This is a genomic window from Cupriavidus plantarum, from assembly GCF_905397285.1.
Lineage (GTDB): Bacteria > Pseudomonadota > Gammaproteobacteria > Burkholderiales > Burkholderiaceae > Cupriavidus > Cupriavidus plantarum.
The window spans coordinates 453,504-475,452 of record NZ_CAJPUX010000005.1; the positions used below are offsets into that span (position 1 = coordinate 453,504).

Sequence of the window (21,949 nt, forward strand, 5' to 3'; positions counted from 1 at the left end):
TTTCAGCGACCGAGTGGATCGTCGGAGGCCGCAACACTTTCCCCACTCCACCGCCGAATCTCCTCCACCACCTCGGCTTCACCATCCAGCGCCATCCCGCCAATCCACCTCCCCCAATACCGCTCCGACCCCTCCGCCATCCGCCACGCATGCAGCCGCCGCGTGAACAGTTGCAGGTCGTATTCCTCGGTTACGCCGATCGCCCCATGCACCGCATGCGCGAGCGCGGCGACCGTGGACGCGGCCTCGCTCGCCTGGCATTTGCCGATGGCCGCGCGCATGGCGTCCGGTTGCCATCCCTCCCCCTGGCAAGCCAGCTGCGCCGCCATCCGGGTGGCCGCCACATGCTCCGCCTGCAGCGCGATCTGGTGCTGGACCGCCTGAAACTTCCCGATCGGCCGGCCAAACTGCGCGCGGTCGTTCGCGTACTGCAACGTCAGATCGAACGTCCGCGCCATCGCGCCCGCGATCAGCGCCGTATGCACGGCGGCGCCGATGCTTCGCAACGTGCCGCGCGGCAACGCGAAGGAGGCCGGCAAAGACTCGACGCCGATCGTCACGCCGAGGTCCGCATGCGCCCCGGTGCGCGCCATCGCCACCGCATCGCGGGAAAGCAGTGCAGCCCGATCGCCGTCCTGCACGAGATACCACGCAGCCGTCGCCCCATCGGCAACATGCGCGCGCGCACCGCCCTCGACGCCCTCGACGGTGGCCAATGCAATCGGTCCATCCGGCACCGCAACGTCCGCGGCAACCAGCACGGCCCGCGCAAACATCGTCTGCCCTAATGGCAATGGCACCGCATAGCGCCCCATCGCCACGAGCATCGGCCCGGCATCGCACAACGACAGTCCCGCATCCGGCAACAGGCAATCGGCAAACCCGCTCTCCCGCAACACCGCCCACAACACCTCGCCCGAAGCCGCATCGCCAGCCTCGACAGCACGTGCCACCGCAGGCGTGCAATGGTCGCGCAACAACGATTCCAACGCGTCCGAATACTCGTTATCCATCATCGTCCCCCGTTCACCGCAGCCCAAGCCCACGCGCAATCATCCCGCGCAGAATCTCGCGGGTACCCCCGCGCAGCGAGTAGGTCGGCGAAATCTGGTTCACATACGCGCACGTGCGATAGAGATCGGCATCGGCAGCCAATGCGGGATCATCACCAAGCGCCGCCTCCGCCAAATCGCCGATCGACTGCTCGAGCGCCGTGCCGAGGTCCTTGACGACCGCCGCTTCGATCAGCGGGCTCTCCCCGCAAGCCAGCCGCGACGTCACCGCCAGCGACATGGCGCGCAACGTGGCCATGCGCGCCAGCAAGCGGCCCACCGTTTCCTCATCCCGACGCCCCGAAGGCAGGCGACGCAATGCATCGAGCCACGTATCGAGCAGCACCACACTCGAATAGATGCGCTCCGGCCCGCTACGCTCGAAGGCAAGCTCCGCGTTCACCTGCTCCCACCCCGCCCCTTCACGGCCGATCAGTGCTTCGGCTGGCAGGAACACATCGTCGAAGAACACCTCCGAGAAATGCGCATCGCCCGCAAGATCGCGAATGGGCCGCACCGTCACGCCCGGCAACGACAGATCGACCACCACCTGCGACAACCCCTTCTGCCGATCCCCCGGCTCGCCGGACGTGCGCACGAGCGCCAGCATGTATTGGCACCGGTCCGCATTGGTCGTCCAGACCTTGCGGCCATTGAGCCGAAAGCCACCGCCCTCGATAGCCGTGGCGCGCGTCGTCACGCTCGCCAGATCCGACCCCGCATTGGGTTCGCTCATGCCGATGCAGAAAAACGCCTCGCCACGGCAGATCCGCGGCAGATAGAACGCGCGCTGCGCGTCGGTGCCATAACGAAGAATCAGCGGTCCGCTCTGCCGATCCGCAATCCAGTGCGCGGACACGGGTGCCCCGCACGCCAGCAACTCTTCGACGAGCACAAAGCGCGCAAATGCATCGAGCCCCGCGCCGCCATATGCGGGCGGGAGCGTCACGCCGACCCAGCCACGCGCGGCCAGCGCACGGCTGAAAGCGGGGTCGAAGCCCATCCACGAGCGCGCCCGCACATCGGGCGGCAGCGCGGGCAGATGCTCGCGCAGGAACGCCTTGACCTCCTGCCGGAACGACGCCGCCGACGGCGGCAACGAGGTAAGGGTGAACGTGCCAAACATAGTGGTCCTCAGTGCGGTCCTCGATGCGGTCCTCGATGCGGGGGGCCGCGTCAGTCGAGCGTCACGCCCGAATCCCTGACAACTTTCTGCCAGCGATCGAGCTCCTGCGTCAGATACTTGCCATACGCCTCCGGCGACGACCCACGCGGCTCCGCCCCCTGCAGCGCGAGACTCGCGCGCACGTCCGGCGACGCCAGCGCCTTCGTCACCGCCGCATTGAGCTTCCTGACGACCTCGGGCGGCGTCTTCGCGGGGACCATCATCCCTTGCCAAGCGCCCGCCTCGAACCCCGGCATGCCGGACTCCGCGAGTGTCGGCACATCCGGCAACTGCGCGCTGCGCGTGCTGCTGGTCACGGCGAGCGCCTTCATGCGCTTGTCGCGGATAAACGGCAGCGACGAATTGATCGTGTCGGTCATGAACTGCACCTGCCCGCTCGCAAGATCGGTCAGCGCCGGCGCGCTGCCCTTGTACGGCGCATGCACCGCGCTGAGCCCATTCGCCTGCAATACGAGGAACGCGGTCAAGTGCGTAACGTTGCCATTGCCGGCCGACCCATAGGTGAACTTCCCCGGATTGGCCTTCACCCACGCGACGAACTCCGGCACGGTATTCACGGGCACCTGCGCGTTGACCTCGAGCACGAGCGGCACGTTGGCCGTCATCGCCACGGGCAGCAGGTCGCGCTTCACGTCGTAAGACAGCTTCTTGTACAGCGCGGGACTGAGCGCAATCGACGACGTGTTGTACAGCACCGTGTACCCATCGGCCGGCGCCTTGGCCACGATCTCGTTGCCGATATTGCCATTGGCTCCAGGACGGTTGTCGACCAGCACCTGCTGCCCGAGTTCGTCGGACATCTTCCTGGCAATCACGCGCGAGACGAGGTCCGTCGGCCCGCCCGGCGGAAACGGCACCACGAGCCGGATCGGCCGGTCGGGGTAGTCGGATGCGCGCGCGGCATGCGGCGCGAGGGCCGCGCCCAGCGCGATACCCGTCAGCGCGCGCAGCAGCGTGCGGCGCGACGGTGCGATGTGGATATGCCCGGCATTTTTGCTCTGGAATGGCATGTCGTTGTCTCCTCCGGTAAAAACCGTGACTGCTTGCGAGGCAACCCTCTGGATTCGCCAGCCTGGGATGCGCACCCGTCGGGTTGCCTCCCCCGTTACTCCCGTCCCGCCAGCAAACGCCGCGCGGTGTACGTCATCACGCATTCGCCGCGCTGGTTGAACACCTCGATCGACGAGTCCACCACCGCGCGTCCGCTCTTCGACGTCGGCCGCACGCCCGTCACCGTGACGCGCGCGCCGATGGTATCGCCGACCAGCACGGGGCCATGGATCTTCTGCGTGAGTTCGAGCATGGCCAGCCCCGTGCCCTGGATCATCGTCTGCAGGATGAAGCCCTCGATCAGCGCGTAAGTCAGCGCCGCCGGCACCGGTCGGCCCTTGATCGCGCCCGCCTCGTATCCGGCTTCGATGAAGATGGCCTCGAGCATGCCCGTGACCGATATGAAGTTGACGAGGTCGGTTTCCGTGACCGTGCGGCGGAAGGTCTCGAAGACCTGCCCTTCCGTGATGTCCTGCCAGTAGAAGCCCTGGCCGAGGCGTTGGGGTTGCGTCATGTCGTCTCCTGAATATCGTTGTGGTTATCGCAGCGCGTCGATCTCCGCGTCGCTCAATCCAACGCCGCCGAGAATCTCGCGCGTATGCTCGCCAAGCCGCGGCGGCACCGCCGCGTGCCCGCGTTCGCCATCGAAACGCACGGGCGCGCCCGGGAACCGCAGCGTGCCCATCGCGGAGTCCTTCACCTCGTCGAAGAACTTCGTCTGGCGCAGGTGCGGATCGTCGACGAGTTCGTCGAGCCCGTTCACGCGCGCCACGGGTATCTGCAGGTCCTCGCAGATACCGAGCCACTCGTCGGTCCCGCGCTCGCGCACGAGTTCACCGGTGATCTCGTACAGCGTCTCGATATGCCGCGTGCGCGCCGCGATATCGGCAAAGCGGGCATCGGCCGCCAGATCGTCGCGGCCCGCAGCGCGGAAAAAGTCGCGCCAGTGGGCATCGGTGTACGGCATCATGCAGACGTAGCCGTCCGCGGTCTGGTAGGGCCGGCGCAGCGGCGCCAGCACGCGCGGATAGCCGGCCTGCGCGCGGGGCGGCTCGAAGTGCTGGCCGTAGAGATGCTCGACGAGGTTGAATGCGACCATCGACTCGAACATCGGCACCTCGACCATCGTGCCCTTGCCGCCATTGCGCTCGCGGCCCGCCAATGCGGCCGAGATCGACAGTGCGGCCACCAGGCCGCTGGTCTTGTCCGCCGCGATCGTCGGAAAATAGCGCACCGTACCCGTCTGCGCGGCCATCAGCGCCGCATTGCCGCACAGGCCCTGAATGATGTCGTCGTAGGCGGGGCGGCCGCCGTATGGTCCTTCTTCCGCAAACCCAAGCAGGCTCACGTAGATCAGCCGGGGATGCCGCGCCATCACGCTCTGGGGATCGAGGTCGAGCTTGCCGAGCTTCTGCGGCCGCATGCTGTGGAGAAACACGTCGGCGGTCTCGAGCAACCGGTGCAGGGCCTGCTGCGCTGCGGGCTGCTTCAGGTTCAGCACCACGCTCTTCTTGCTGCGATTGACGCCCAGGAAGATCGCCGACATGCCATCTTCGGCCGCGGGACCGGTGCGGCGCGTGGAGTCGCCGTCCGGCGTCTCCACCTTGATCACCTCCGCGCCAAGGTCCGCCAGCCACTGGCTCGCATAGGGGCCCATGACCACGGTCGACAGATCGACCACGCGAATTCCGGTGAGGGGCAACATGCCAGCGTCTCCTGATTATCGGTTCGAGGCAACAGACTAGTGCAGCCGATGGTATTCCGTCTAATATTAGTTTTTTAATAACCGATATTGCATCGATATCGCCATGGACCTGCGTCAGCTGCAGCAGTTCGTCGTGCTCGCGGAAACGGGCAACTTCCACCGCGCGGCCGAGCGCCTTCACATGGCCCAGCCTCCGCTGTCGATCTCGATCCGCAAGCTCGAAGCCGAACTGGGTACGCCGCTGTTCGTCCGCACCACACGCGGGGTGCGGCTGACGCAGGCCGGGGACGCCGCGCTCAACGACGCGCGTCGGGCGCTATTCCACGCCGATCAGGCCCGCGCGGCCGCGGTATCCGCCGCGCATGGAGAACGCGGCGCGCTGCGTATCGGCTTCGTCGGGTCGGCGACCTATGCGCTGCTGCCCAAGCTGATTCCGGCGTTTCGCGACGCGCATCCAGGCATCGAGCTGATCCTGCACGAATCGACCTCGGCCTCGATCCTCGACCGCATCGAACGCGGCCAGCTCGACGCGGGCCTCGTGCGCTTTCCTATCCTGACCAGCGGCCCATTCTCGCTGCTGCCGCTGGAGTCCGACACCTTCGTCGCGGCCGTCCCGGCCGACAGCGCGTTCGCGCGGCAAGCGGGCATCGCGCTCAAAACGCTGGCGAACGAGCCCTTCATCATGCATCCAAGCGCCGACGTCCCGAACCTGCAAGCGGTGGCCATGCTGCTGTGCCAGCAGGCTGGCTTCGTCCCCCGCATCGCCCAAGAAGCCGTGCAGGTACAAACGATCGTCAGCCTGGTGGAAAGCGGCCTCGGCGTCGCGCTCGTCCCGGGCGTCACCGCCCGCTACACAAACCGCCGCGTCCGCTTCCTCCGCCTCACCACCCCCCGCCCCGCCGCCCGCATCGGCATCGCCCTGGCCACCCGGCAGAACACGGACGACCGCCACGTCCAGCAGTTCCTGGCGGCGGCAAGGCGGGTTGCCGCGCAGACGCCGGCCGCGGAAGGGGCGCCCGCACGGTTGTAGGGACATTCGAACTGCCATATAGTGAAGCATTGCGCACGATGGCGCCTCTCCATAGACAGCGGTTTACATGTCAGATCAGGATCAACCCGCGCCCCGCGCCGTTTCCGCCGACGACGTTCTGTCGGGCACGCCCGTCGGTGGCGTTTCCGAGCGGATTCGCGCGCGGCTGCTGGCCGCCAACGAGCGGTTCCACGCGAACGACAACATCGCCAGGTTCATCGAGCCCGGCGAGCTCGATGCGCTGCAGGCCGAAGTGCAGGCGCGTCTCGAGGAGGTCCTGCGCACCCTCGTGATCGATGTCGATCAGGACCACAACACGCGTGAGACCGCGCGGCGCGTGGCCAAGATGTACCTCAAGGAAATTTTCGCGGGGCGTTATGCGCGCGCGCCGGAGACGACCGAGTTTCCGAACGTCGAGCAGCTCAACGAGCTGATGATCGTCGGTCCGATCCGCGTGCGGAGCGCATGCTCGCACCACCTGTGCCCGATCATCGGCAAGCTATGGGTCGGCGTGATGCCGAACCGGCATTCCAACCTCATCGGCCTGTCGAAGTACGCGCGCCTTGCCGAATGGATCATGTGCCGGCCGCAGATCCAGGAAGAAGCGGTCGCGCAGGTCGCCGACCTGCTGCAGGAGAAGATGAATCCCGACGGGCTGGCCATCGTCATGGAAGCCGAGCACTTCTGCATGCACTGGCGCGGCGTGCGCGATACCGACGCCAAGATGACCAACAGCGTGATGCGCGGCTCGTTCCTCAAGGACGACAAGCTGCGCCGCGAGTTCCTCACGCTGCTGCACCTCAACAAAGGCTGACCCCGGAGACCAGCACCCATGCTAGTCCGTCTGCTCTACGCGAGCCGCGCCACGGAACCCCTCGGCGCCGCCACCCTCGAAGCGATTTTCGAGACGAGCCTGTCCGGCAACACGCGCCATGGCATCACGGGCGTGCTGTGTCACGGCAATGGCGTCTTCCTGCAGGCGCTCGAAGGCGACCGCGCGGCGGTGTCCCGGCTGTTCCTGAACATCGGCCGCGACACGCGCCACACCGACATCGTCCTGCTCGACTTCTCCGAAATCCTCGAGCGCGAGTTCTCGGTCTGGTCGATGGGCCGCGTCAATGTGGGCAAGCTCAACCCCGCCACGCTGCTGAAATACTCGGCGCAGGGCGAACTCGATCCCTACCGCATGCCTGCCGCGGCATCGCTATCGCTGCTCAAGGAACTGGTTGCAGGCGCGTCGATCGTCTAACGCCCGAGCGTCAATGCGAGACCTGGCCAAACAGGCCGCATTCGAGGTCGCTCTCGAATTCCTCCACCCACGCGGTGCCCGGCCCGGCGTCATAGACACTGGCCGCGCCCGTACTCTGGCGCCTGACGGTCACCTGGCGCGCCGACGTGCCATTCACATCGAAAATCTGGAAGTCCTGCGGCATCAAGCCGACTAGCTGGACAACCGCCGCCACATCCTGCTGCTCGTTGGACGGGAATTGATCGAATTGACGTTGCGTCATGGCACACCTCCATGCGGGGGTAGGTCAGCGTGCGCGCATCGAGAGAGCCGAATGCGCACGCACGCGAGTGGAGCCTGCCACAAATTCCGTCCATGCGTATGTCACGCGCGAAGACCCCAATCTCGTATCGAGTATTGTGCGGACCGCGTTGCTCGTTCCTGAGCGCTCAGGTATCCACACTCACGTCAACGTCAGGCGGTGACCATCCCGAGAAACTGCTGGAGCTCCGGCGTCTGCGGATTCGAGAACACGCGCTCCGGCGCGCCGATCTCGTGCACCCTCCCCTGATGCATGAACACCACCCGATCGCACACCTCGCGCGCAAAGCGCATCTCGTGCGTGACCATCAGCAGCGTCATGCCGTCGGCCGCCAACCCGCGCACGACCTGCAGCACTTCATTGACGAGTTCCGGATCGAGCGCGGAGGTAATCTCGTCGCACAGCAGCGCCATCGGCTCCATCGCGAGCGCCCGGGCAATCGCCACGCGTTGCTGCTGGCCGCCGGACAACTGATCGGGATAGGCGTCGAACTTCGCGGACAGCCCCACGCGCGCGAGGTTGGTCTCCGCGAGTTCGCGCGCCTTCGCCTCGGGCGTGCCCTTGACGATCATCGGCGACAGCATGACGTTGCGTCCCGCGCTCAAATGCGGAAACAGGTTGAACTGCTGGAAGATCATGCCGACCTTCAGCCGCAGCGCGCGGAGTTGCAGCTCGCTGTTGGCCAGATGCGCGCCCGCCACCGTGATGGCACCGGAGTCGATCTGCTCGAGCCCGTTGATGCAACGGAGCAGCGTGCTCTTGCCCGAGCCGCTCTTGCCGATGATCGCAATGACCTCGCCCGGCTCCACCGACAGCGAGACTCCCTTCAGCACCTCGTTGGCGCCATACGACTTGCGGACATCCTCAATGGCGATGAGCGCCATGGAACTTCTCCTCGAGCTTCCTGCTGTATTGCGAGAGCGGCCAGCAGAGCGCGAAGTACATCAGCGCCACGGCCGCATAAACGGTAAAGGGTTGGAACGTCGCGTTGACGATCATCGTGCCGGCCTTCGACAGCTCCGTGAACCCGATGATCGATGCGAGCGCCGTGCCCTTGATCACCTGCACGCCAAAGCCCACCGTCGGCGCCACGGCGATACGCAGCGCCTGCGGCAGGATGACGTGGCGCATCTGCTGCACGTACCCCATCGCCAGACTGGCCGACGCTTCCCACTGGCCGCGCGGAATCGACTCCACGCAGCCGCGCCAGATCTCGGCGAGGAACGCCGCGGTCCAGAGCGTCAGCGCGAGGCCGGCCGCGAGCCACGCCGGCACATCGATGCCGAACAGCGCGAGCCCGAAGAACGCGAGGAACAACTGCATCAGCAGCGGCGTGCCTTGGAACACCTCGATATACACCGACATCACGCGCCGCACCCATGCGCGCCGGGACGTGCGGCCCAGCAGTACCAGCAGGCCGACAAAGCCGCCACCCACGAACGCGACCAGCGACAGCAGCACGGTCCAGCGTGCCGCCAGCAGCAGGTTGCGGACGATGTCCCACAACGAAAATTCAATCATCGGGAGGTCCTGCTGAAGAGGCGCTGCCCCAGTGCGCGCAGCAACTGCCGCAGCAGCAATGCGAGCCCCAGATAGATCAGCGTGCTGACCAGATACACTTCGAACGCGCGAAAATTGCGGCCCTGAATGAAGTTGGCCGCGTACGTGAGATCCTGCGCCGCGATCTGCGAGCATACCGCCGAGCCGAGCATCACGATCACGATCTGGCTCGACAGCGCGGGCCAGATCTTCTGCAAGGCCGGACGCAGCACCACGTGCCGAAACACCTGCACCCGCGACATCGCGAGGCTCGCGCCCGCTTCATACTGACCCCTCGGCGTCGCCGCCACGCCCGCGCGCACGATCTCCGTGCCATAGGCGCCGAGATTGATCACCATTGCCAGCGACGCCGCCACCATCTCGGGCAACTGCAGGCCGAGGCTGGGCAGCCCGAAGAAGATGAAGAACAGCTGGATCAGGAACGGCGTATTGCGGATGACCTCCACATACGCCCCTACTACCGCGCGCAACCAGCGCGGCCCCTCGGTGCGCGCCCACGCGCCGAAGATGGCCACGGCAACGCCGAGCACGCCTCCGGTCAGCGTCAGCTGCGCGGTCACGGCGACGCCCTTGGCCAGGACGTCGGTGTACCCGAGGATCGACCCGAAATCGAACTGATATGCCATTAGCCGTGCATCAGAGTTGTGCCGGCAGCGGACGCAGCAGCCACTTGATCGACAGCGAGTTCAGCGAACCGTCCTTCTTCGATTCGGCCAGGATCGCGTTGACCTTCTCCTGCAGGCGCGTCTCGCCCTTGTTCAGGCCGATGAAGCACGGCGAATTCTTGATGAGGAACTTGGTCTCCGGAGTCTTGGGCGGATGCTTGGCGATGATCGCCGAGGCCACCACGTTGCCGGTGGCGATCAGTTGTACCTGCCCGGAGAGGAACGCCGAGATGGTGGCGTTGTTGTCCTCGTAACGCTTGATCGTGGCATTGGCCGGCGCGATCTTGCTCAGTTCGAGGTCTTCCACCGCCCCGCGCGTCACGCCCACGGTCTTGCCCGCCAGATCGGCGGCCGTCTTGACAGCCATGTCGGCCGGGCCGAATACGCCGTTATAGAACGGCGCATAGGCTTCCGAGAAGTCGAGCACCTTCTCGCGCTCGGGGTTCTTGCCGAGGCTCGAGATGATCAGGTCCACCTTCTTCGTCTGGAGGTACGGCACGCGGTTCGTGCTCGTCACGGGCACGAGTTGCAGCTTGACGCCCATCTTCTTGGCCATCAGCGCGGCCACGTCGATGTCGAGGCCCTGCGGCGCCATGTCCGCGCCAATCGAACCGAACGGCGGAAAGTCCTGCGGCACGGCCACGCGCAGCACGCCGGCCTTGGTCACGTCATCCAGCGCATCGGCGCGGGCCGGTGCGGACAGCGTCAGGCTGGCGAGGCAGGCGCCGGCCGCGGTGGCCAGCAGGAAGGCGCGGCGTGCGCGATTGGCGAAGGCTTTCGGAGACATTAGCGGCAGGTCCTTTTGTCAGAGGCGGATTGTCGATGGCTTCTGACAACGCAAACGGCATGCCAGCTTTGTATGCAATATTTGATTGCAATCGCAGACGGCCGCAGACCCGCACCGCCCCACGGACGTGCATACGATCGTCGCCAACGCACACGGCGAACGATTTATCCGCACCATATCGGTGCGGCGCATTCGGTCGGCACCGCTAAGGCGCATCCCCCGGGCGTGGCGCGAACATCGGCATGTGCCGCAGCAAATGATTGAGCAATTCCAATGCCGCCGCGGGCAACGGCCGCCCATCCTTGACCAGCAGCCGCGCCTGCACCCCCTGGAACAGCGGATGCTCGATCGGCACCACGGCAAGGGTGCCCGCCGCGATTTCCCGGTACGCGGCAAACGCGCCGATCAGTGTGACGAAGTTCTCGTAGGCCACGAACTGCTTGAGCGCGGTGAGCGAATTGGTGACGAGCGTCGCGCGGATCGTCACGTTTTCGGCGAATTCGACCATCCTGGCCGCATGGCCGATGCCGAACGACGCCGGCATGAGCGCCAGCGGGTAATCGAGCAACTCACGAATGCCCGCGCTGCCCCCACGGGTCACCAGCGGATGGTCCGGCCGCGCGAGCAGCACCACCGGTTGCGGGGAACTGGCGCGATAAACGACATTGGCGTGCGGCGGCGGATTGTAGGCCAGCCCGATATGCGCGCGGCTTTCGGCCACCTCGTTCAATACGTCGTCGACCGGGAGGATCTGCATCTCGATGTCGAGGTTCGGGTACTGCGCGCAGAATGGCGCCAGCACCTGGTTCACGAGCGGATCGACGAACCCTTCGCTGATGGCCAGCGTCACGCGTCCCTGCTGCAGCCCCTTGAGCGCATGCAGCTGGTCCTCGAGCTTTTCCTGATGCGAGCGGTAGCCCTGCCAGAACTCCAGCAGATGGAGCGCCGCCTCGGTCGGCCGGACACCGCGCGGCATCCGCTCGAACAAGGTCACGTCCAGCTCGTCTTCGAGCAGCTTGACCTGCCGTGTGATGACGGACGGCGACGTATTGAGTGCGTCCGCCGCCCCGCGGATCGTGCCGTGCACGAGCACCTCGCGGAAGTACCGCAGCCGCTGCTGATTGATTTCCCGCATCCCCGCTCCCGTTCTTGCCCGCCCGAAACGATACCGCATTCCGTCTTGCGTTGCTCAAATCAGAACGAACTGTGAACTTAGTTGCTCTTGGTAGCAGGGTAACCGTTTGCCATTATCGACACAGCACCCCACAGGAGACAGGCATGCTGGCAATTTCAAGCACGGGAGTCGTCGACGAGATTTCGGCGCTTTACCGGAAGATCAACTTCCGACTCCTTCCGTTCCTGCTTGTCTGTTATCTGTTTGCGTATCTGGACCGCGTGAACGTCGGCTTCGCCAAGCTGCAGATGCAAAGCGACCTTGGCTTCTCCGACGCGGCCTATGGCGTCGGCGCCGGCATCTTCTTCATCGGTTACGTGCTGTTCGAGATCCCGAGCAACCTCATGCTCCCGCGCGTCGGAGCGCGCAAGACCTTCAGCCGCATCCTCGTACTCTGGGGCATCACCTCCGCCTGCATGCTGTTCGTGCGGGATGTGCCGACGTTCTACGCCATGCGCTTCCTGCTCGGCGTGTTCGAAGCCGGCTTCGCGCCCGGCATGATCTATTACCTGTCGTGCTGGTACGGTCCGCAGCGCATGGCGCGCGCGATCGCCATCGTGTTCCTCGCCGGTCCGATCGGCGGCATCGTCGGCGCGCCGGTCTCGGCCTGGCTGATGACCGCGCTTGCCGGCCACGCGGGGCTCGCCGGATGGCAGTGGATGTTTCTGGTCGAAGGCCTGCCCTGCATCGTGCTTGGCATCGTGGCGCTGCGGCTCATCCCCAATCGCCCCGCCGACGCCAGCTGGCTAACCGACCGAGAGCGCGCGCTGCTGGAATCGGCGCTCGGCCCCCACACCGCGCACGGCCACTCCTTCCTCGCCGTGGCCAGGGATTTGCGCATCTACGTCCTCGCGTTCGCCTACTTCTGCATCATCGCAGCGATCTACGCGATCAGCTTCTGGCTCCCGACCATCATCAAGGCGCAGGGCGTCACCGACCTCGTGCAGGTTGGCTGGTATGCCGCCATCCCGTACATCGCCGCCGCGTTCGGCATGTATTACATGGGCCGCCGTTCCGATCGACTCGGCGAGCGCCGCTTCCACTGCGCGCTGCCCGCGCTCGGCGCCGGCGCCATCCTCGCCTGCACCACGCTGGCGGACGGTCATCTGTATGTCTCGCTCGCCCTGCTGACCGTCGCCACGATGGGCCTGTGGATGGCCTATACCGTGTTCTGGGCCATGCCGCCCGAATATATCAAGGGCCCGGCGGCGGCCGGCGGCATCGCCCTCATCAACACCATCGGCCTGTCCGGCGGCTTCTGGGGTCCGGCCATGATCGGCTGGGCCAAGACCGCGACCGGCAACCTGCACCTTGGCGTGCTGATGATGGCAGTATTGCCGGTCGTCGCCGCGCTGATCGTCTTCGCCAACAAACTCCCGAAGGCGGCCGCCAGTGCCGCCACGCCAGCCACTCCCGCAACCGCCTCGACGGTTCCCACTTCCCGCTAACGCTTCCCGCGCAACAAGGAGCATCGCATGCTGTTATCTTTTTCGACCTGGCCCGAGATCGAGGCCTACCTCAAGCGCAGCCGCACGGTCGTCGTGCCCATCGGCTCCAACGAGCAACACGGCCCGACCGGCCTGCTGGGCACGGACTGGCTGTGCCCCGAGATCATCGCGCGCGAAGCAGACAAGCAGTCGGACATCCTGGTCGCGCCAACCTTCAACATCGGCATGGCGCAGCACCACCTCGGCTTTCCGGGCACGATCTCGCTGCGGCCAAGCACCTTCATCGCCGCGATTACCGACTGGATCCGCTCGCTGTCCGTACATGGCTTCGAGAAGATCCTGTTCCTCAACGGCCACGGCGGCAATATCGCCTCGATCGAGGCCGCGTTCTCCGAGATCTATGCGGAATCGAGCTTCGTCAGGCGCGAGGCAGGTTTTGCGTTGAAGCTCGTCAACTGGTGGGACCTCGAAGGCGTGGGCGACCTCGCGCGCGAACAATTCCCCGAAGGCCACGGCTCGCACGCCACGCCTTCAGAGATCGCCGTCACGCAATGGGCCTACCCGGAACTGAAGAAGACCGCGGACTTTTCGCCGCCGATCGCGCCGAACGGCCCCATCCGCGAAGCCCGCGACTTCCGCGCGCGCTTCCCCGATGGCCGCATCGGTTCCAACCCCGCACTGGCAACGCCCGAGAAAGGCGGCGCCCTGGTCGAACTGGCCGCGCGCAGCCTCGTGAAGGAACTGGCGGCGTTCGGCAGCGAAGGCAAGCCGGACTGAGCGAGTGACTCCTATCCCGTATCGCGCATCGCTTATCCCTTATCAGACCCGAAAGGAACCATGAACGTCTATGACAAGCTGGCCGCGCTGGGCATCGAACTGCCGGCCGCTGCCGCCCCCGCCGCCGCGTATGTGATGAGCGCCCAGACCGGCAATGTGGTGTACCTGTCCGGCCATATCGCCAAGCGCGACGGCGCCGTGTGGGCCGGCAAGCTCGGCGCGACGATGGCCACGGAGGAAGGCAAGGTTGCGGCGCGCCGCGTGGCCATCGACCTGCTGGCCACGCTGCACTCGCATCTGGGCGACCTCAACCGCGTCACGCGCATCGTCAAGGTCATGAGCCTCGTCAACTCGACGATGGATTACACCGAGCAGCACCTCGTCACGAATGGCGCGTCGGAATTGCTGGCGGAGGTATTCGGCGAACGCGGCCGCCACGCGCGCTCGGCGTTTGGCGTGGCGCAGATCCCGCTCGGGGCGTGCGTGGAAATCGAGGCGTGTGTGGAGGTAGTGGATAAGCCGGCGGGCGCCTGATGCCCCGCTAAGCCGCCGACGACCGGCCGCGCGACGATGACGGCGCGCGCCGGCGCTTGCGCTGCGCCTTCTGCGCATACATCGCGCGGTCGGCCTCGGCCATCAGGTCCTGCACGTCCATGTGGCGCGCGGGATCGAACGCGATAACCCCCGCGGAAAAATCGAGCGCGTAGGCGCGCGCATTGCCGCCGTTCCACGTTTCGACATGGCTGCGCAGCCGCACGAGCGCCTCGGCGGCGCCGTCGACATCGGTGTCGGTCAGCAGTATCGCGAACTCGTCGCCGCCCATGCGCGCGACCAGGTCCGAGTCGCGGAATGCCGTGCGCAATGCCACCCCGAACGCGCCCAGCGCCCGGTCTCCCTCGGCATGGCCAAACCGGTCGTTGATGGCCTTGAAGCCGTTCATGTCGAGATAAACGAGCGTCGCCGGACGCAGGAAGCGCCGGCACATATCGAGAGCATGCTGCGCCAGCATGGCGAAGCCGCGCCGGTTCGAGAGCGATGTCAACTCGTCGATCGTCGCCATTTGCACCGCCGCGAGCTCCCGCTCGGCCATGTCGGCCAGATCGTGCAGCAGCGCCATGTCCTCGCCATCGAGCGTGCGCGGCCGCCGGTCGATCAGGCACAGCGTGCCTAGCTTGGCACCATTGGGCGCCGCGAGCGGCCGCCCGGCATAGAACCGGATATGGGGATCGCCTGTGACAAGGGGGTTGTCATGGAAGCGCAGGTCCAGCGAAGCATCGGGAATCAGCAGCACATCGTCGCTGCAGATCGCATGGCCGCAGAAGGACGTACTGCGCGGCCCCTCGCGCTGGTCGAGGCCCTGACATGACTTGAACCACTGCCTGTTTTCGTCGACAAGGCTGACCAGCGCGATCGGCACGTCAAACAGGCGTTTGGCCAGCCGCGTGACCCGATCGAAGCGCTCCTCGGCGGAGGTGTCGAGGAGGTTGAGGGAACGCAGCGTGGCCAGACGGGCCGCTTCATCCGGCAGTTTCGGGGGCACCTGCATCGGCAGCTTCCATGGGCATGGCAATGGGAAGCATTTTAAGCACTTTGCCTCGCCGGTTCCATCACGCCCCCTCACCGACTTGCCATGCTGTCTCTTTTGCCCCTCAGCGCCACAGCACCTGAAACGCGCCGTTCGACTGCAACGGCGTGGGCGCGGCCACCTGACTGTCGCCGCGCGGCACCGTCGGATCGATTTCGACGGTCGCGGAGAAGCGCATGCCCTGCGCGGGCCGGCCATCGATCACGGGGACGATCGCCTGTCCCGGCGTGAACCGCGCCGAGCTGCCCAGCGTCGCGGGCAGCGTGCCTGCCCCCGTCGCGTTACCCAACTGCGCGGGCTGGCCATCGACCTGCGCCTCCGACATCAGCAGCGTGACCTTGCCGCTCTTGCCGCCGACGCTGCCGAACACGTACTCCGTGCCGACCGACGGCGCACGAAACACGATACCAAGCATCGACGCCCGATTGCAGGTCACGTTCATCGTCATGCGCCGCTTGCCCAGCGACAGGTCCGTGCCGCGGCCGCTGGATTCCAGCCGGTAGCGCGTCATCGGGCCGTAATCGAGACCGCCTTCGCTGACCATCAGCTGGCAGCGCTCGGCGGGCGGCGCCGCCACCATCGGCGCGGTGGCGGCGCCGCCCCCCGGGCGCGGGGCCTGCGGACCTTGCGGGGCCTGCGCCATGGCCAGACCCGTAACGGCGGCCGTGGTCAGGACCATCGCACCCAAGCCGGCGCGGATTGCGTTGTCGCGCGTCATTTGCGCTCTCCTTCAGTTGACTTGGCGAGCGGCATGCAGCGCGCTTCTACCTCGTCGAAATAGGCTTCCAGATCCTGGGTCACCGGCACAGTGAATTCCAGGGCACATGCACTGCCTGACTGGTCCACGGCTTGCAGGCCGGCGCCGACGACCGAGTTCGACAGGAAGATCGTGCCGTCGTTGAGCACGGTCGTGACGAAGTTGCCGCTCGCATCGGTCACCGTCGCGTTGCGCGGTAGGGGGTTGCCGGCCGCATCGGTCGTATGCAGCAGCAGGCGGCGCACTTTGACCACATCGAAGTTGACGTAGCTGACGGAACCACGGCCCGGGTTGATCTGCATGAACGCATTGCCGATATCGACATTGCGCGGCAGCGATGTCGTGGCGACCTCAAGCCGCGACTGCGCATACGGCGGCGCGGTGGAGATGACCGCACGGCCCCATGCATCGGTCCACACCGGCCCCTGCGGCGTGGAAATCTTGACGCCCGACAGATCGCTGCCGAGCGACGCCACGCCGAACGTATCGCTGATGGCGTACGGGGAGAACGTGACGCCCTGCTTGTGCGCAAGCACGCCGCCGCTGAGTTCGGCGTTGTACGAGGTACTATCGGACCCGTACTGCGCCACGCCGACATTGGCGCGCGTGTAGTACGGCGTGACCGATGCATTGGCGGACGCGGAGGCGCTGCCCTCGCCCGGCCGCGTTTCGGCGTTGAGGCTGTAGTTGAAGACGTCGTTGACGACTTCGTTGTACGTCGCGCCGAGGCGGGTGGAGCCATCGACGCGATTGACGTATCCACGCACGCTGCGCTTGCCAAGCGGCACCGACACGCTGAGATAGACCGAATTGCCGTTCGTGCCGGTATTGCCGCCAAGCGCCTTCTCCAGACTGAGCGACACCGTGGCGTACTTGAACGACTTGCCCCACGACCCCGTGACGCGTTGGGTCGTGTCGCCGGCGAACAGCGTGGACCGACTGTAGTTCAGCGAGAACGCGCCGAGCACCTCGTGGCTCCATGCCACGCCGCCCGTGTACTGGCCGCGGAAATGGCTGTCGATCCAGTCCTGCGTCGTGTCCTGCGTGGTATCGGTAATCGAACGGTAGCCCGGCGTCTGCTGGGTCGCGGTCACATTGACCGAGAAGGAGCCTCCGAGCTGCGAGGAGATCGACCCCATGAACTGTGCGCCGCGATAGGACTCGCGCGTCGCGTTGGAGAGAATGCCGCGCAGGCTGGCGTTGGTGGTGCCGAACATCCGCGCATCCACACCCGCGGCAGCGCTCTGATACTGGGTGCCGACCATCAGGCCGCCGGTCAGTCCCGCGTTCCTGCCGAGCTGCCACGTACCCGTGGCGGTGGCCATCCATGGCTTGGCTTCCGGCTCGTTGCCGAGCTGGCGCAGCTTGCCGACCGCGAATGCATAGCCCGGCGTGACGCCGAGCGTACCGGCGCCGAGCTGCGCGGCCGGCACCACGAAACGGCGCGAGACCCCGGTCGCTTCGATCACGGTAACTTCGAGGTCGTTGCTGCCATTGAGCAGCGGGATATTGGTCAGCGTGAACGGCCCGGGCGGGACCACGGTCGTGTAGATGACCGCGCCAGCTTGCCGCACTTCCACGCGCGCCTGTGTCTGCGCGATACCTTCGACAGCGGTGCCGGGGCTCGCGGGGCGGCGCAGCGCCATCTCTGGCATCCATTGCGCGCCGTAGATCGCCGGGCCGGGAAAGATCGAATTGGCGACGTTGATCTCGCCGCCCTGGAACACCGCCTGCTGGCTCACGAACGTGCGCTGCGCATACGCGTACAGATGGGAGAACGTCGACGTCGTGCCGTCGTTGCTGTACATATTGCGGTTACGCACGATCCAGTCGCCCATGTTGAAGCCGAATTCGGTCGCGGCCGAGTAGTACTTCGAGCTGCCGCCCGCGAACGCGTTGCCGACCGCGAGCAGATCGTAATTGAGCAGCGCCGCCGTGCCGCCACTCGTGTAGTCGGCTTGGGCCTGCGCGTCGGGCACAAGCGCGTCGGTGGGCACGAGCAGCTCGACGACTGCGGCATTCGGCTTGAGCGTGACGACGGTCTGCGGATACGCATCACGAAAGCCCAGGCACTGCCCGCCCGGTGCCGCCGGGTCCAGGACGCCGCGGTCAGCGCCGTCGGCGCGGCCAGCCCCCCTGGCCGACGCACCTTCCGCGTCGTCCGGCATGCGGAGGCCCGCGCGCGTCAGAAAGCGGCGATCGAAACAGAGCTGGCCCTTTTCATCGAAGCGCGCCATGGCGGCGCCCTTGCGCTGGCCGTTGACGCTGAGCGTCACGGCGGTCATGCCCGGCGTGAATCGCGCCTGCTGCATGAAATACTCGGCCACCTTCGGATCGATGCCGCGCGACTTCATCATCTCGAGGTCGAACTGCGTATTGTCGGTCTGACTGGCGCCTGGACTGGCGGCTGGACTGCCGGCAGGCGGCAGGGATGGGGAAGACGCGGGCTCGGCCGCGCCGGCGGCATGGATGCCTCCGAGCGCCAGCACGGCGAGCGCGATGGCCGACAGCGCCGGCGCGGAGGCGGAACGCGCCGCCCTCGGGAAATGATGCATTGCAGGCTCCGAACGACTATTTAGCGGCCTGCGGGGTTGTCAACGGAACGTCATAGCTCTCCACTGCAAACCCATACAACGTCGCGGGGAACAGCCGCAGGCTCGCGGCCGCCGCGGGCGCCACCTTCGGCGCGTCCTTCGATCCCTCTTTCACCCCGCCCCCCAGATCGACCTTGACGGTCGTCTTGGGCAGGACATAAGGGCGGGGCAGCTCGGCGGTCTGGCCGCCGGGCTGGAACTGCACGTTCTGGGCGAGGCGCACGACATAAGGGCTATCGTTGGTCACGACGAGCTCGCTGCCCGTCACCGCGACCTTGAGGAGCTTCCAGGGCTCGCGCTCAAGCGGCAGTCCCTTGGGATGGATCACCAGCGGCAGGTCCTGGCGCACGGTCATCGTCACGCGCGCTTCGCCGGGCTTGGTGTCCTTCGGCGGAATGCCTTCGAAGACAGCGCGCGCCAGGCGCTCCGTCTTGAGGGGCGTCTTGCTACGCAGCAGAAAGCGCACGACCTGCGTTTCGTTGGCTTCCACGCGCGCCACCGGCGGCGTTACCACGACGAGGTCTTCCTGGTCTTCGTCGATATGATTCACCGACGAGTAGAGCAGCTGCGGCGTCGCGTCGCTGTTCTTGACATTCATCGTCGTCTCGCCGTCGGCCTCGTTGAGCAGCACGACGGATGTCTCGGGCACCATGCCCGTGGCCAGCGCCGATGTGGACAATGCCGCGAAGAGCGCCACCCCTGCGGCACCGCGGCGTCGAAACATAGGATTCTTCATCATGTCTTTCCTGGTTGTGTACCACACACAGAGATTTGCGTGGTTGTTTATTCAAAACCAATAGATTTTCCATAACCAAATCACTCTCTTAAATAGCAATATCTTTAATTTTCATACTTACCTCTCCTCTCACTATTCATCTTCGAATACTAGGAGACGACATCACGTGTTGTTTCTTTTAAATAAACTACGATGGACCGTTTATGCGTCTCGCCTTAGTGTCGCTTTTCACACAACGACGAGATCTCAAATGCCAGGGAAGATCACCAAAGGAATGGAGGCAGAACTAGCGCGGCAAACCGTCATTCATACCGCGCAGGCCGAGGCGGTCGCACTGAATGCCATGTATCGCGACACCCTCGCGGCGTTTCTCGCGACGCCGCAGACGCTGCCGTTACCGCGCGCGGCGCGTGCCATGTATTGGCTGGGCCGGCTGCGACAGTGGCGCGCCATCGATCTCAGCGGCGGCGACATCCTGCCCGCGACGAACTGGCTGTCCCTGCAGCTTGGCGTGGTCGAGGCCCTGGCCGGCACGCATGCGCTGGCCATGCACAAGGAGCAATGGAGCGGGCCCTGTCGTCGGCAGGTCTACGAGCGCGACATGGCGCTGCAGATCGCCATGCTGCTGGCCCTCGACTGGACAGAGCTCGCGGCATTCGCGCTGGAGTCGTGGTTCGAGGCCGATGCCGAACTGACCGGCACGCATCAGATCGGCGGCATGGCGGGCATGATCGTCAGCATCGCGGGCGACGGACTGGGCATCCCCGTGCCGCCGGCCACGTTTCAGAAGGCCGACGCAGCGCTCGCGCAGGCGCGCGAACGCTGGCGAATGGACGAGAGCACGTTCGCCGCGACCATCCTGCAGCTGGCCGAGCGCCGCATGCGGCAATGCCGGCTGGACTCGGGCGCCAACCTCTTCGACTTCGATCACCCGGTCGAGCAGGCGATTCCCGTGGAGCTGCTCATGCTGATGCGCCTCCGGGGCGCCAAGACCGTTCCCCCATGGCTGGCGACCCACCCCGTCATGCAGCATCCCGCGGCGGCACTCGTCCATCCGGGCGCGCCGGCCCAGTCGCAGCGATGCACACAGTTCATGGAGCGGGTGACGCGGCTGCTGCCGCAGTACGGCGGCCTGCCCCAGGCGCTGCTGCGGCAGGCGGAGCGACTGCAGGCCGCCTGATTCGCATGGTGCGCCGCTTCGTGCGCTGCTTAGTGCGCTGCTTAGTGCGCCGCTTCGTGCTTCTTAAGTTCTCGCTCGCCCGGAGCGGCCCGAAGGACGCGGCATCCTTGGGCCGTTCCGTCTCGGAGCCGAGTGTCCCTCAGCCACATCGAAACTTAAATCGTTGCTTAGCTAAATTTAATTCTCACGTCGGCCCGAAGTTACACCGAATTCGTAGAATTACTATTTCGCAATCTGATTATCACAAACACAATTACTGACTTTAGCGCATTGTCTCTTCATCATCACAGACTCCTCTTACCTGCCGACTTCGACCGGGCAGTCAATTTCCATGCATATCTCTGACCTGAATACGTCTGGAGTTCAGTAGTTTCCGTGCGTTCCTTATTCTCTTGGACGCATTAAACTTTAACGAGCGGTTGCGATAAGCACGCTGCGTGACAGCGGAAAGGAATTTCAGGATGCCGGCGAAAACCCTCCGTGTGGCCTTGGCCGACGATCATCCCCTGGTAGTGGTCGCATTGCGCGACTGCCTGCATCGGACACCAGGATTCCAGGTGACGTGCGAGTGCACGAATGGCAGCGAACTGATTGCCGCACTGGCCCAGAACCCGGTCGATGTCGCGGTGACCGACTTCAGCATGGGCCACGGCGATACGTCGCTGGATGGCTTCAATCTGCTGCGCCGGCTCGCGCGGCGCTTTCCCGAGACGCGGATCGTGGTGGTCAGCGCACAGATAAACCCTGGCGTGGTCACGCGGGCGATGAAGCTCGGTGTGCGCGCGTTCGTCAGCAAGGAGGACGAGCTCGACGAGATCGTGCGGGCCTGCGTGCATGTGACCGTCAGCAATGGGCACTTTTATTCGCCATCGATCCGGGCGGTACTGGACAGCGCGGCGGCGATGACGGCGCCGTCCACAGACCTGACGCTGCGCGAGCTTGAAGTCGTGCGGCTATACGCGCAGGGCTTTCAGCTCAACGAAATCGCCAGCAAGCTCGGGCGGTCCGTCAGCACCATCTCCAGCCAGAAGACCGTGGCGATGCGCAAGCTCAGCGTTCAGACCAATACAGATCTGATCCGGTATGCCTATGAGAACGGATTGATCTGACGCG

The 21,949-nt window shown here is 65.5% G+C and carries 23 protein-coding genes; 8 read left to right on the forward strand and 15 right to left on the reverse strand.

Annotated elements, in window-relative coordinates; genetic code table 11:
- Positions 1 to 2: 2 nt before the first annotated feature.
- From KHP16_RS22110 to KHP16_RS22130, 5 genes are all read right to left on the reverse strand, one after another.
- Positions 3 to 1,013 (reverse strand): acyl-CoA dehydrogenase family protein, encoded by a 1,011-nt coding sequence (locus KHP16_RS22110; RefSeq protein ID WP_211961181.1) that lies wholly within the window; start codon positions 1,011 to 1,013, stop codon positions 3 to 5.
- 13 nt (positions 1,014 to 1,026) lie between these two features.
- The gene (locus tag KHP16_RS22115; protein ID WP_211961130.1) at positions 1,027 to 2,178 is read right to left on the reverse strand and encodes an acyl-CoA dehydrogenase family protein; all 1,152 of its coding nucleotides are present in this window, start codon (positions 2,176 to 2,178) and stop codon (positions 1,027 to 1,029) included.
- A gap of 50 nt (positions 2,179 to 2,228) precedes the next feature.
- Positions 2,229 to 3,248 (reverse strand): Bug family tripartite tricarboxylate transporter substrate binding protein, encoded by a 1,020-nt coding sequence (locus tag KHP16_RS22120; RefSeq protein ID WP_109585038.1) that lies wholly within the window; start codon positions 3,246 to 3,248, stop codon positions 2,229 to 2,231.
- A gap of 95 nt (positions 3,249 to 3,343) precedes the next feature.
- The gene (locus tag KHP16_RS22125) at positions 3,344 to 3,802 is read right to left on the reverse strand and encodes a MaoC family dehydratase (protein WP_109585037.1); all 459 of its coding nucleotides are present in this window, start codon (positions 3,800 to 3,802) and stop codon (positions 3,344 to 3,346) included.
- Positions 3,803 to 3,826: 24 nt separating this feature from the next.
- Complete coding sequence (locus KHP16_RS22130; protein WP_109585036.1) at positions 3,827 to 4,993, reverse strand: CaiB/BaiF CoA transferase family protein; 1,167 nt, start codon at positions 4,991 to 4,993, stop codon at positions 3,827 to 3,829.
- Positions 4,994 to 5,096: 103 nt separating this feature from the next.
- Here KHP16_RS22130 and KHP16_RS22135 point away from each other — a divergent pair, with 103 nt between their 5' ends.
- The 3 genes from KHP16_RS22135 (at position 5,097) to KHP16_RS22145 (ending at position 7,272) form a co-directional block, all read left to right on the forward strand.
- Positions 5,097 to 6,023 carry a LysR family transcriptional regulator gene (locus KHP16_RS22135; RefSeq protein ID WP_109585035.1) on the forward strand — a complete coding sequence of 309 codons (927 nt, stop codon included), beginning with the start codon at positions 5,097 to 5,099 and terminating at the stop codon, positions 6,021 to 6,023.
- Positions 6,024 to 6,090: 67 nt separating this feature from the next.
- On the forward strand, positions 6,091 to 6,837 hold the full coding sequence (folE, locus tag KHP16_RS22140) for a GTP cyclohydrolase I (protein ID WP_109585034.1): 747 nt from the start codon (positions 6,091 to 6,093) through the stop codon (positions 6,835 to 6,837).
- Between the two features lie 18 nt (positions 6,838 to 6,855).
- Positions 6,856 to 7,272, forward strand: coding sequence for a BLUF domain-containing protein (locus KHP16_RS22145; protein ID WP_109585033.1), 417 nt, complete (start codon positions 6,856 to 6,858; stop codon positions 7,270 to 7,272).
- Between the two features lie 10 nt (positions 7,273 to 7,282).
- Here the strand turns inward: KHP16_RS22145 and KHP16_RS22150 are convergent, their stop codons facing one another.
- The 6 genes from KHP16_RS22150 to KHP16_RS22175 all read right to left on the reverse strand — a co-directional run bounded on the left by KHP16_RS22150 (position 7,283) and on the right by KHP16_RS22175 (position 11,720).
- Positions 7,283 to 7,534, reverse strand: coding sequence for a hypothetical protein (locus tag KHP16_RS22150; RefSeq protein WP_109585032.1), 252 nt, complete (start codon positions 7,532 to 7,534; stop codon positions 7,283 to 7,285).
- Between the two features lie 191 nt (positions 7,535 to 7,725).
- Positions 7,726 to 8,457: an amino acid ABC transporter ATP-binding protein gene (locus tag KHP16_RS22155; protein WP_109585031.1), complete on the reverse strand. Its 732-nt coding sequence runs from the start codon at positions 8,455 to 8,457 to the stop codon at positions 7,726 to 7,728.
- Positions 8,438 to 9,094 (reverse strand): amino acid ABC transporter permease, encoded by a 657-nt coding sequence (locus tag KHP16_RS22160; RefSeq protein ID WP_109585030.1) that lies wholly within the window; start codon positions 9,092 to 9,094, stop codon positions 8,438 to 8,440. Before KHP16_RS22160 ends, KHP16_RS22155 begins: the two co-directional genes overlap by 20 nt.
- Positions 9,091 to 9,759: an amino acid ABC transporter permease gene (locus tag KHP16_RS22165; protein ID WP_109585029.1), complete on the reverse strand. Its 669-nt coding sequence runs from the start codon at positions 9,757 to 9,759 to the stop codon at positions 9,091 to 9,093. The genes KHP16_RS22160 and KHP16_RS22165 overlap by 4 nt, the downstream gene beginning before the upstream one ends.
- Before the next feature lie 10 nt (positions 9,760 to 9,769).
- The gene (locus tag KHP16_RS22170) at positions 9,770 to 10,585 is read right to left on the reverse strand and encodes a transporter substrate-binding domain-containing protein (RefSeq protein WP_115954191.1); all 816 of its coding nucleotides are present in this window, start codon (positions 10,583 to 10,585) and stop codon (positions 9,770 to 9,772) included.
- A 205-nt stretch (positions 10,586 to 10,790) separates the two neighbouring features.
- On the reverse strand, positions 10,791 to 11,720 hold the full coding sequence (locus KHP16_RS22175; RefSeq protein ID WP_211961131.1) for a LysR family transcriptional regulator: 930 nt from the start codon (positions 11,718 to 11,720) through the stop codon (positions 10,791 to 10,793).
- A gap of 143 nt (positions 11,721 to 11,863) precedes the next feature.
- On the opposite strand from KHP16_RS22175, the gene KHP16_RS22180 reads away from it, so the two are divergent.
- Genes KHP16_RS22180 through KHP16_RS22190 form a run of 3 tightly spaced genes read left to right on the forward strand, consistent with a single transcriptional unit; the run spans position 11,864 to position 14,518 of the window.
- A complete protein-coding gene (locus KHP16_RS22180) occupies positions 11,864 to 13,207 on the forward strand; it encodes an MFS transporter (RefSeq protein WP_211961132.1) in 1,344 nt (447 codons plus the stop codon).
- A gap of 27 nt (positions 13,208 to 13,234) precedes the next feature.
- Positions 13,235 to 13,984, forward strand: coding sequence for a creatininase family protein (locus tag KHP16_RS22185; RefSeq protein ID WP_109585025.1), 750 nt, complete (start codon positions 13,235 to 13,237; stop codon positions 13,982 to 13,984).
- 60 nt (positions 13,985 to 14,044) lie between these two features.
- Complete coding sequence (locus tag KHP16_RS22190; RefSeq protein WP_211961133.1) at positions 14,045 to 14,518, forward strand: RidA family protein; 474 nt, start codon at positions 14,045 to 14,047, stop codon at positions 14,516 to 14,518.
- Positions 14,519 to 14,525: 7 nt separating this feature from the next.
- Here KHP16_RS22190 and KHP16_RS22195 read toward each other — a convergent pair whose 3' ends face one another.
- The 4 genes from KHP16_RS22195 to KHP16_RS22210 all read right to left on the reverse strand — a co-directional run bounded on the left by KHP16_RS22195 (position 14,526) and on the right by KHP16_RS22210 (position 19,659).
- Positions 14,526 to 15,530 carry a GGDEF domain-containing protein gene (locus KHP16_RS22195; protein ID WP_109585023.1) on the reverse strand — a complete coding sequence of 335 codons (1,005 nt, stop codon included), beginning with the start codon at positions 15,528 to 15,530 and terminating at the stop codon, positions 14,526 to 14,528.
- Between the two features lie 103 nt (positions 15,531 to 15,633).
- Positions 15,634 to 16,287: a DUF1120 domain-containing protein gene (locus tag KHP16_RS22200; protein WP_109585022.1), complete on the reverse strand. Its 654-nt coding sequence runs from the start codon at positions 16,285 to 16,287 to the stop codon at positions 15,634 to 15,636.
- Complete coding sequence (locus KHP16_RS22205; RefSeq protein WP_211961134.1) at positions 16,284 to 18,881, reverse strand: fimbria/pilus outer membrane usher protein; 2,598 nt, start codon at positions 18,879 to 18,881, stop codon at positions 16,284 to 16,286. Before KHP16_RS22205 ends, KHP16_RS22200 begins: the two co-directional genes overlap by 4 nt.
- 16 nt (positions 18,882 to 18,897) lie before the next feature.
- The gene (locus tag KHP16_RS22210) at positions 18,898 to 19,659 is read right to left on the reverse strand and encodes a fimbria/pilus chaperone family protein (protein WP_244214732.1); all 762 of its coding nucleotides are present in this window, start codon (positions 19,657 to 19,659) and stop codon (positions 18,898 to 18,900) included.
- 247 nt (positions 19,660 to 19,906) lie between these two features.
- Between KHP16_RS22210 and KHP16_RS22215 the strand changes: the two genes are divergently transcribed.
- Both KHP16_RS22215 and KHP16_RS22220 read left to right on the forward strand, forming a co-directional pair.
- Positions 19,907 to 20,836: a hypothetical protein gene (locus KHP16_RS22215; protein ID WP_109585020.1), complete on the forward strand. Its 930-nt coding sequence runs from the start codon at positions 19,907 to 19,909 to the stop codon at positions 20,834 to 20,836.
- Positions 20,837 to 21,297: 461 nt separating this feature from the next.
- Positions 21,298 to 21,945 carry a response regulator gene (locus tag KHP16_RS22220; protein ID WP_109585019.1) on the forward strand — a complete coding sequence of 216 codons (648 nt, stop codon included), beginning with the start codon at positions 21,298 to 21,300 and terminating at the stop codon, positions 21,943 to 21,945.
- Positions 21,946 to 21,949: the final 4 nt, after the last annotated feature.

Excerpts from the sequence above, each read along its gene's own strand:
- KHP16_RS22165 (WP_109585029.1), bottom strand. The coding sequence starts at position 9,759 with ATGGCATATCAGTTCGATTTCGGGTCGATCCTCGGGTACACCGACGTC.
- KHP16_RS22170 (WP_115954191.1), bottom strand. The coding sequence starts at position 10,585 with ATGTCTCCGAAAGCCTTCGCCAATCGCGCACGCCGCGCCTTCCTGCTG.
- KHP16_RS22150 (WP_109585032.1), bottom strand. The coding sequence starts at position 7,534 with ATGACGCAACGTCAATTCGATCAATTCCCGTCCAACGAGCAGCAGGAT.
- KHP16_RS22115 (WP_211961130.1), bottom strand. The coding sequence starts at position 2,178 with ATGTTTGGCACGTTCACCCTTACCTCGTTGCCGCCGTCGGCGGCGTCG.
- KHP16_RS22190 (WP_211961133.1), top strand. The coding sequence starts at position 14,045 with ATGAACGTCTATGACAAGCTGGCCGCGCTGGGCATCGAACTGCCGGCC.
- KHP16_RS22135 (WP_109585035.1), top strand. The coding sequence starts at position 5,097 with ATGGACCTGCGTCAGCTGCAGCAGTTCGTCGTGCTCGCGGAAACGGGC.
- KHP16_RS22155 (WP_109585031.1), bottom strand. The coding sequence starts at position 8,457 with ATGGCGCTCATCGCCATTGAGGATGTCCGCAAGTCGTATGGCGCCAAC.
- KHP16_RS22130 (WP_109585036.1), bottom strand. The coding sequence starts at position 4,993 with ATGTTGCCCCTCACCGGAATTCGCGTGGTCGATCTGTCGACCGTGGTC.
- KHP16_RS22110 (WP_211961181.1), bottom strand. The coding sequence starts at position 1,013 with ATGGATAACGAGTATTCGGACGCGTTGGAATCGTTGTTGCGCGACCAT.
- KHP16_RS22220 (WP_109585019.1), top strand. The coding sequence starts at position 21,298 with ATGCCGGCGAAAACCCTCCGTGTGGCCTTGGCCGACGATCATCCCCTG.
- KHP16_RS22145 (WP_109585033.1), top strand. The coding sequence starts at position 6,856 with ATGCTAGTCCGTCTGCTCTACGCGAGCCGCGCCACGGAACCCCTCGGC.
- KHP16_RS22180 (WP_211961132.1), top strand. The coding sequence starts at position 11,864 with ATGCTGGCAATTTCAAGCACGGGAGTCGTCGACGAGATTTCGGCGCTT.
- KHP16_RS22175 (WP_211961131.1), bottom strand. The coding sequence starts at position 11,720 with ATGCGGGAAATCAATCAGCAGCGGCTGCGGTACTTCCGCGAGGTGCTC.
- KHP16_RS22160 (WP_109585030.1), bottom strand. The coding sequence starts at position 9,094 with ATGATTGAATTTTCGTTGTGGGACATCGTCCGCAACCTGCTGCTGGCG.
- KHP16_RS22200 (WP_109585022.1), bottom strand. The coding sequence starts at position 16,287 with ATGACGCGCGACAACGCAATCCGCGCCGGCTTGGGTGCGATGGTCCTG.
- KHP16_RS22205 (WP_211961134.1), bottom strand. The coding sequence starts at position 18,881 with ATGCATCATTTCCCGAGGGCGGCGCGTTCCGCCTCCGCGCCGGCGCTG.
- KHP16_RS22185 (WP_109585025.1), top strand. The coding sequence starts at position 13,235 with ATGCTGTTATCTTTTTCGACCTGGCCCGAGATCGAGGCCTACCTCAAG.
- folE (WP_109585034.1), top strand. The coding sequence starts at position 6,091 with ATGTCAGATCAGGATCAACCCGCGCCCCGCGCCGTTTCCGCCGACGAC.
- KHP16_RS22195 (WP_109585023.1), bottom strand. The coding sequence starts at position 15,530 with ATGCAGGTGCCCCCGAAACTGCCGGATGAAGCGGCCCGTCTGGCCACG.
- KHP16_RS22210 (WP_244214732.1), bottom strand. The coding sequence starts at position 19,659 with ATGATGAAGAATCCTATGTTTCGACGCCGCGGTGCCGCAGGGGTGGCG.
- KHP16_RS22215 (WP_109585020.1), top strand. The coding sequence starts at position 19,907 with ATGCCAGGGAAGATCACCAAAGGAATGGAGGCAGAACTAGCGCGGCAA.
- KHP16_RS22125 (WP_109585037.1), bottom strand. The coding sequence starts at position 3,802 with ATGACGCAACCCCAACGCCTCGGCCAGGGCTTCTACTGGCAGGACATC.
- KHP16_RS22120 (WP_109585038.1), bottom strand. The coding sequence starts at position 3,248 with ATGCCATTCCAGAGCAAAAATGCCGGGCATATCCACATCGCACCGTCG.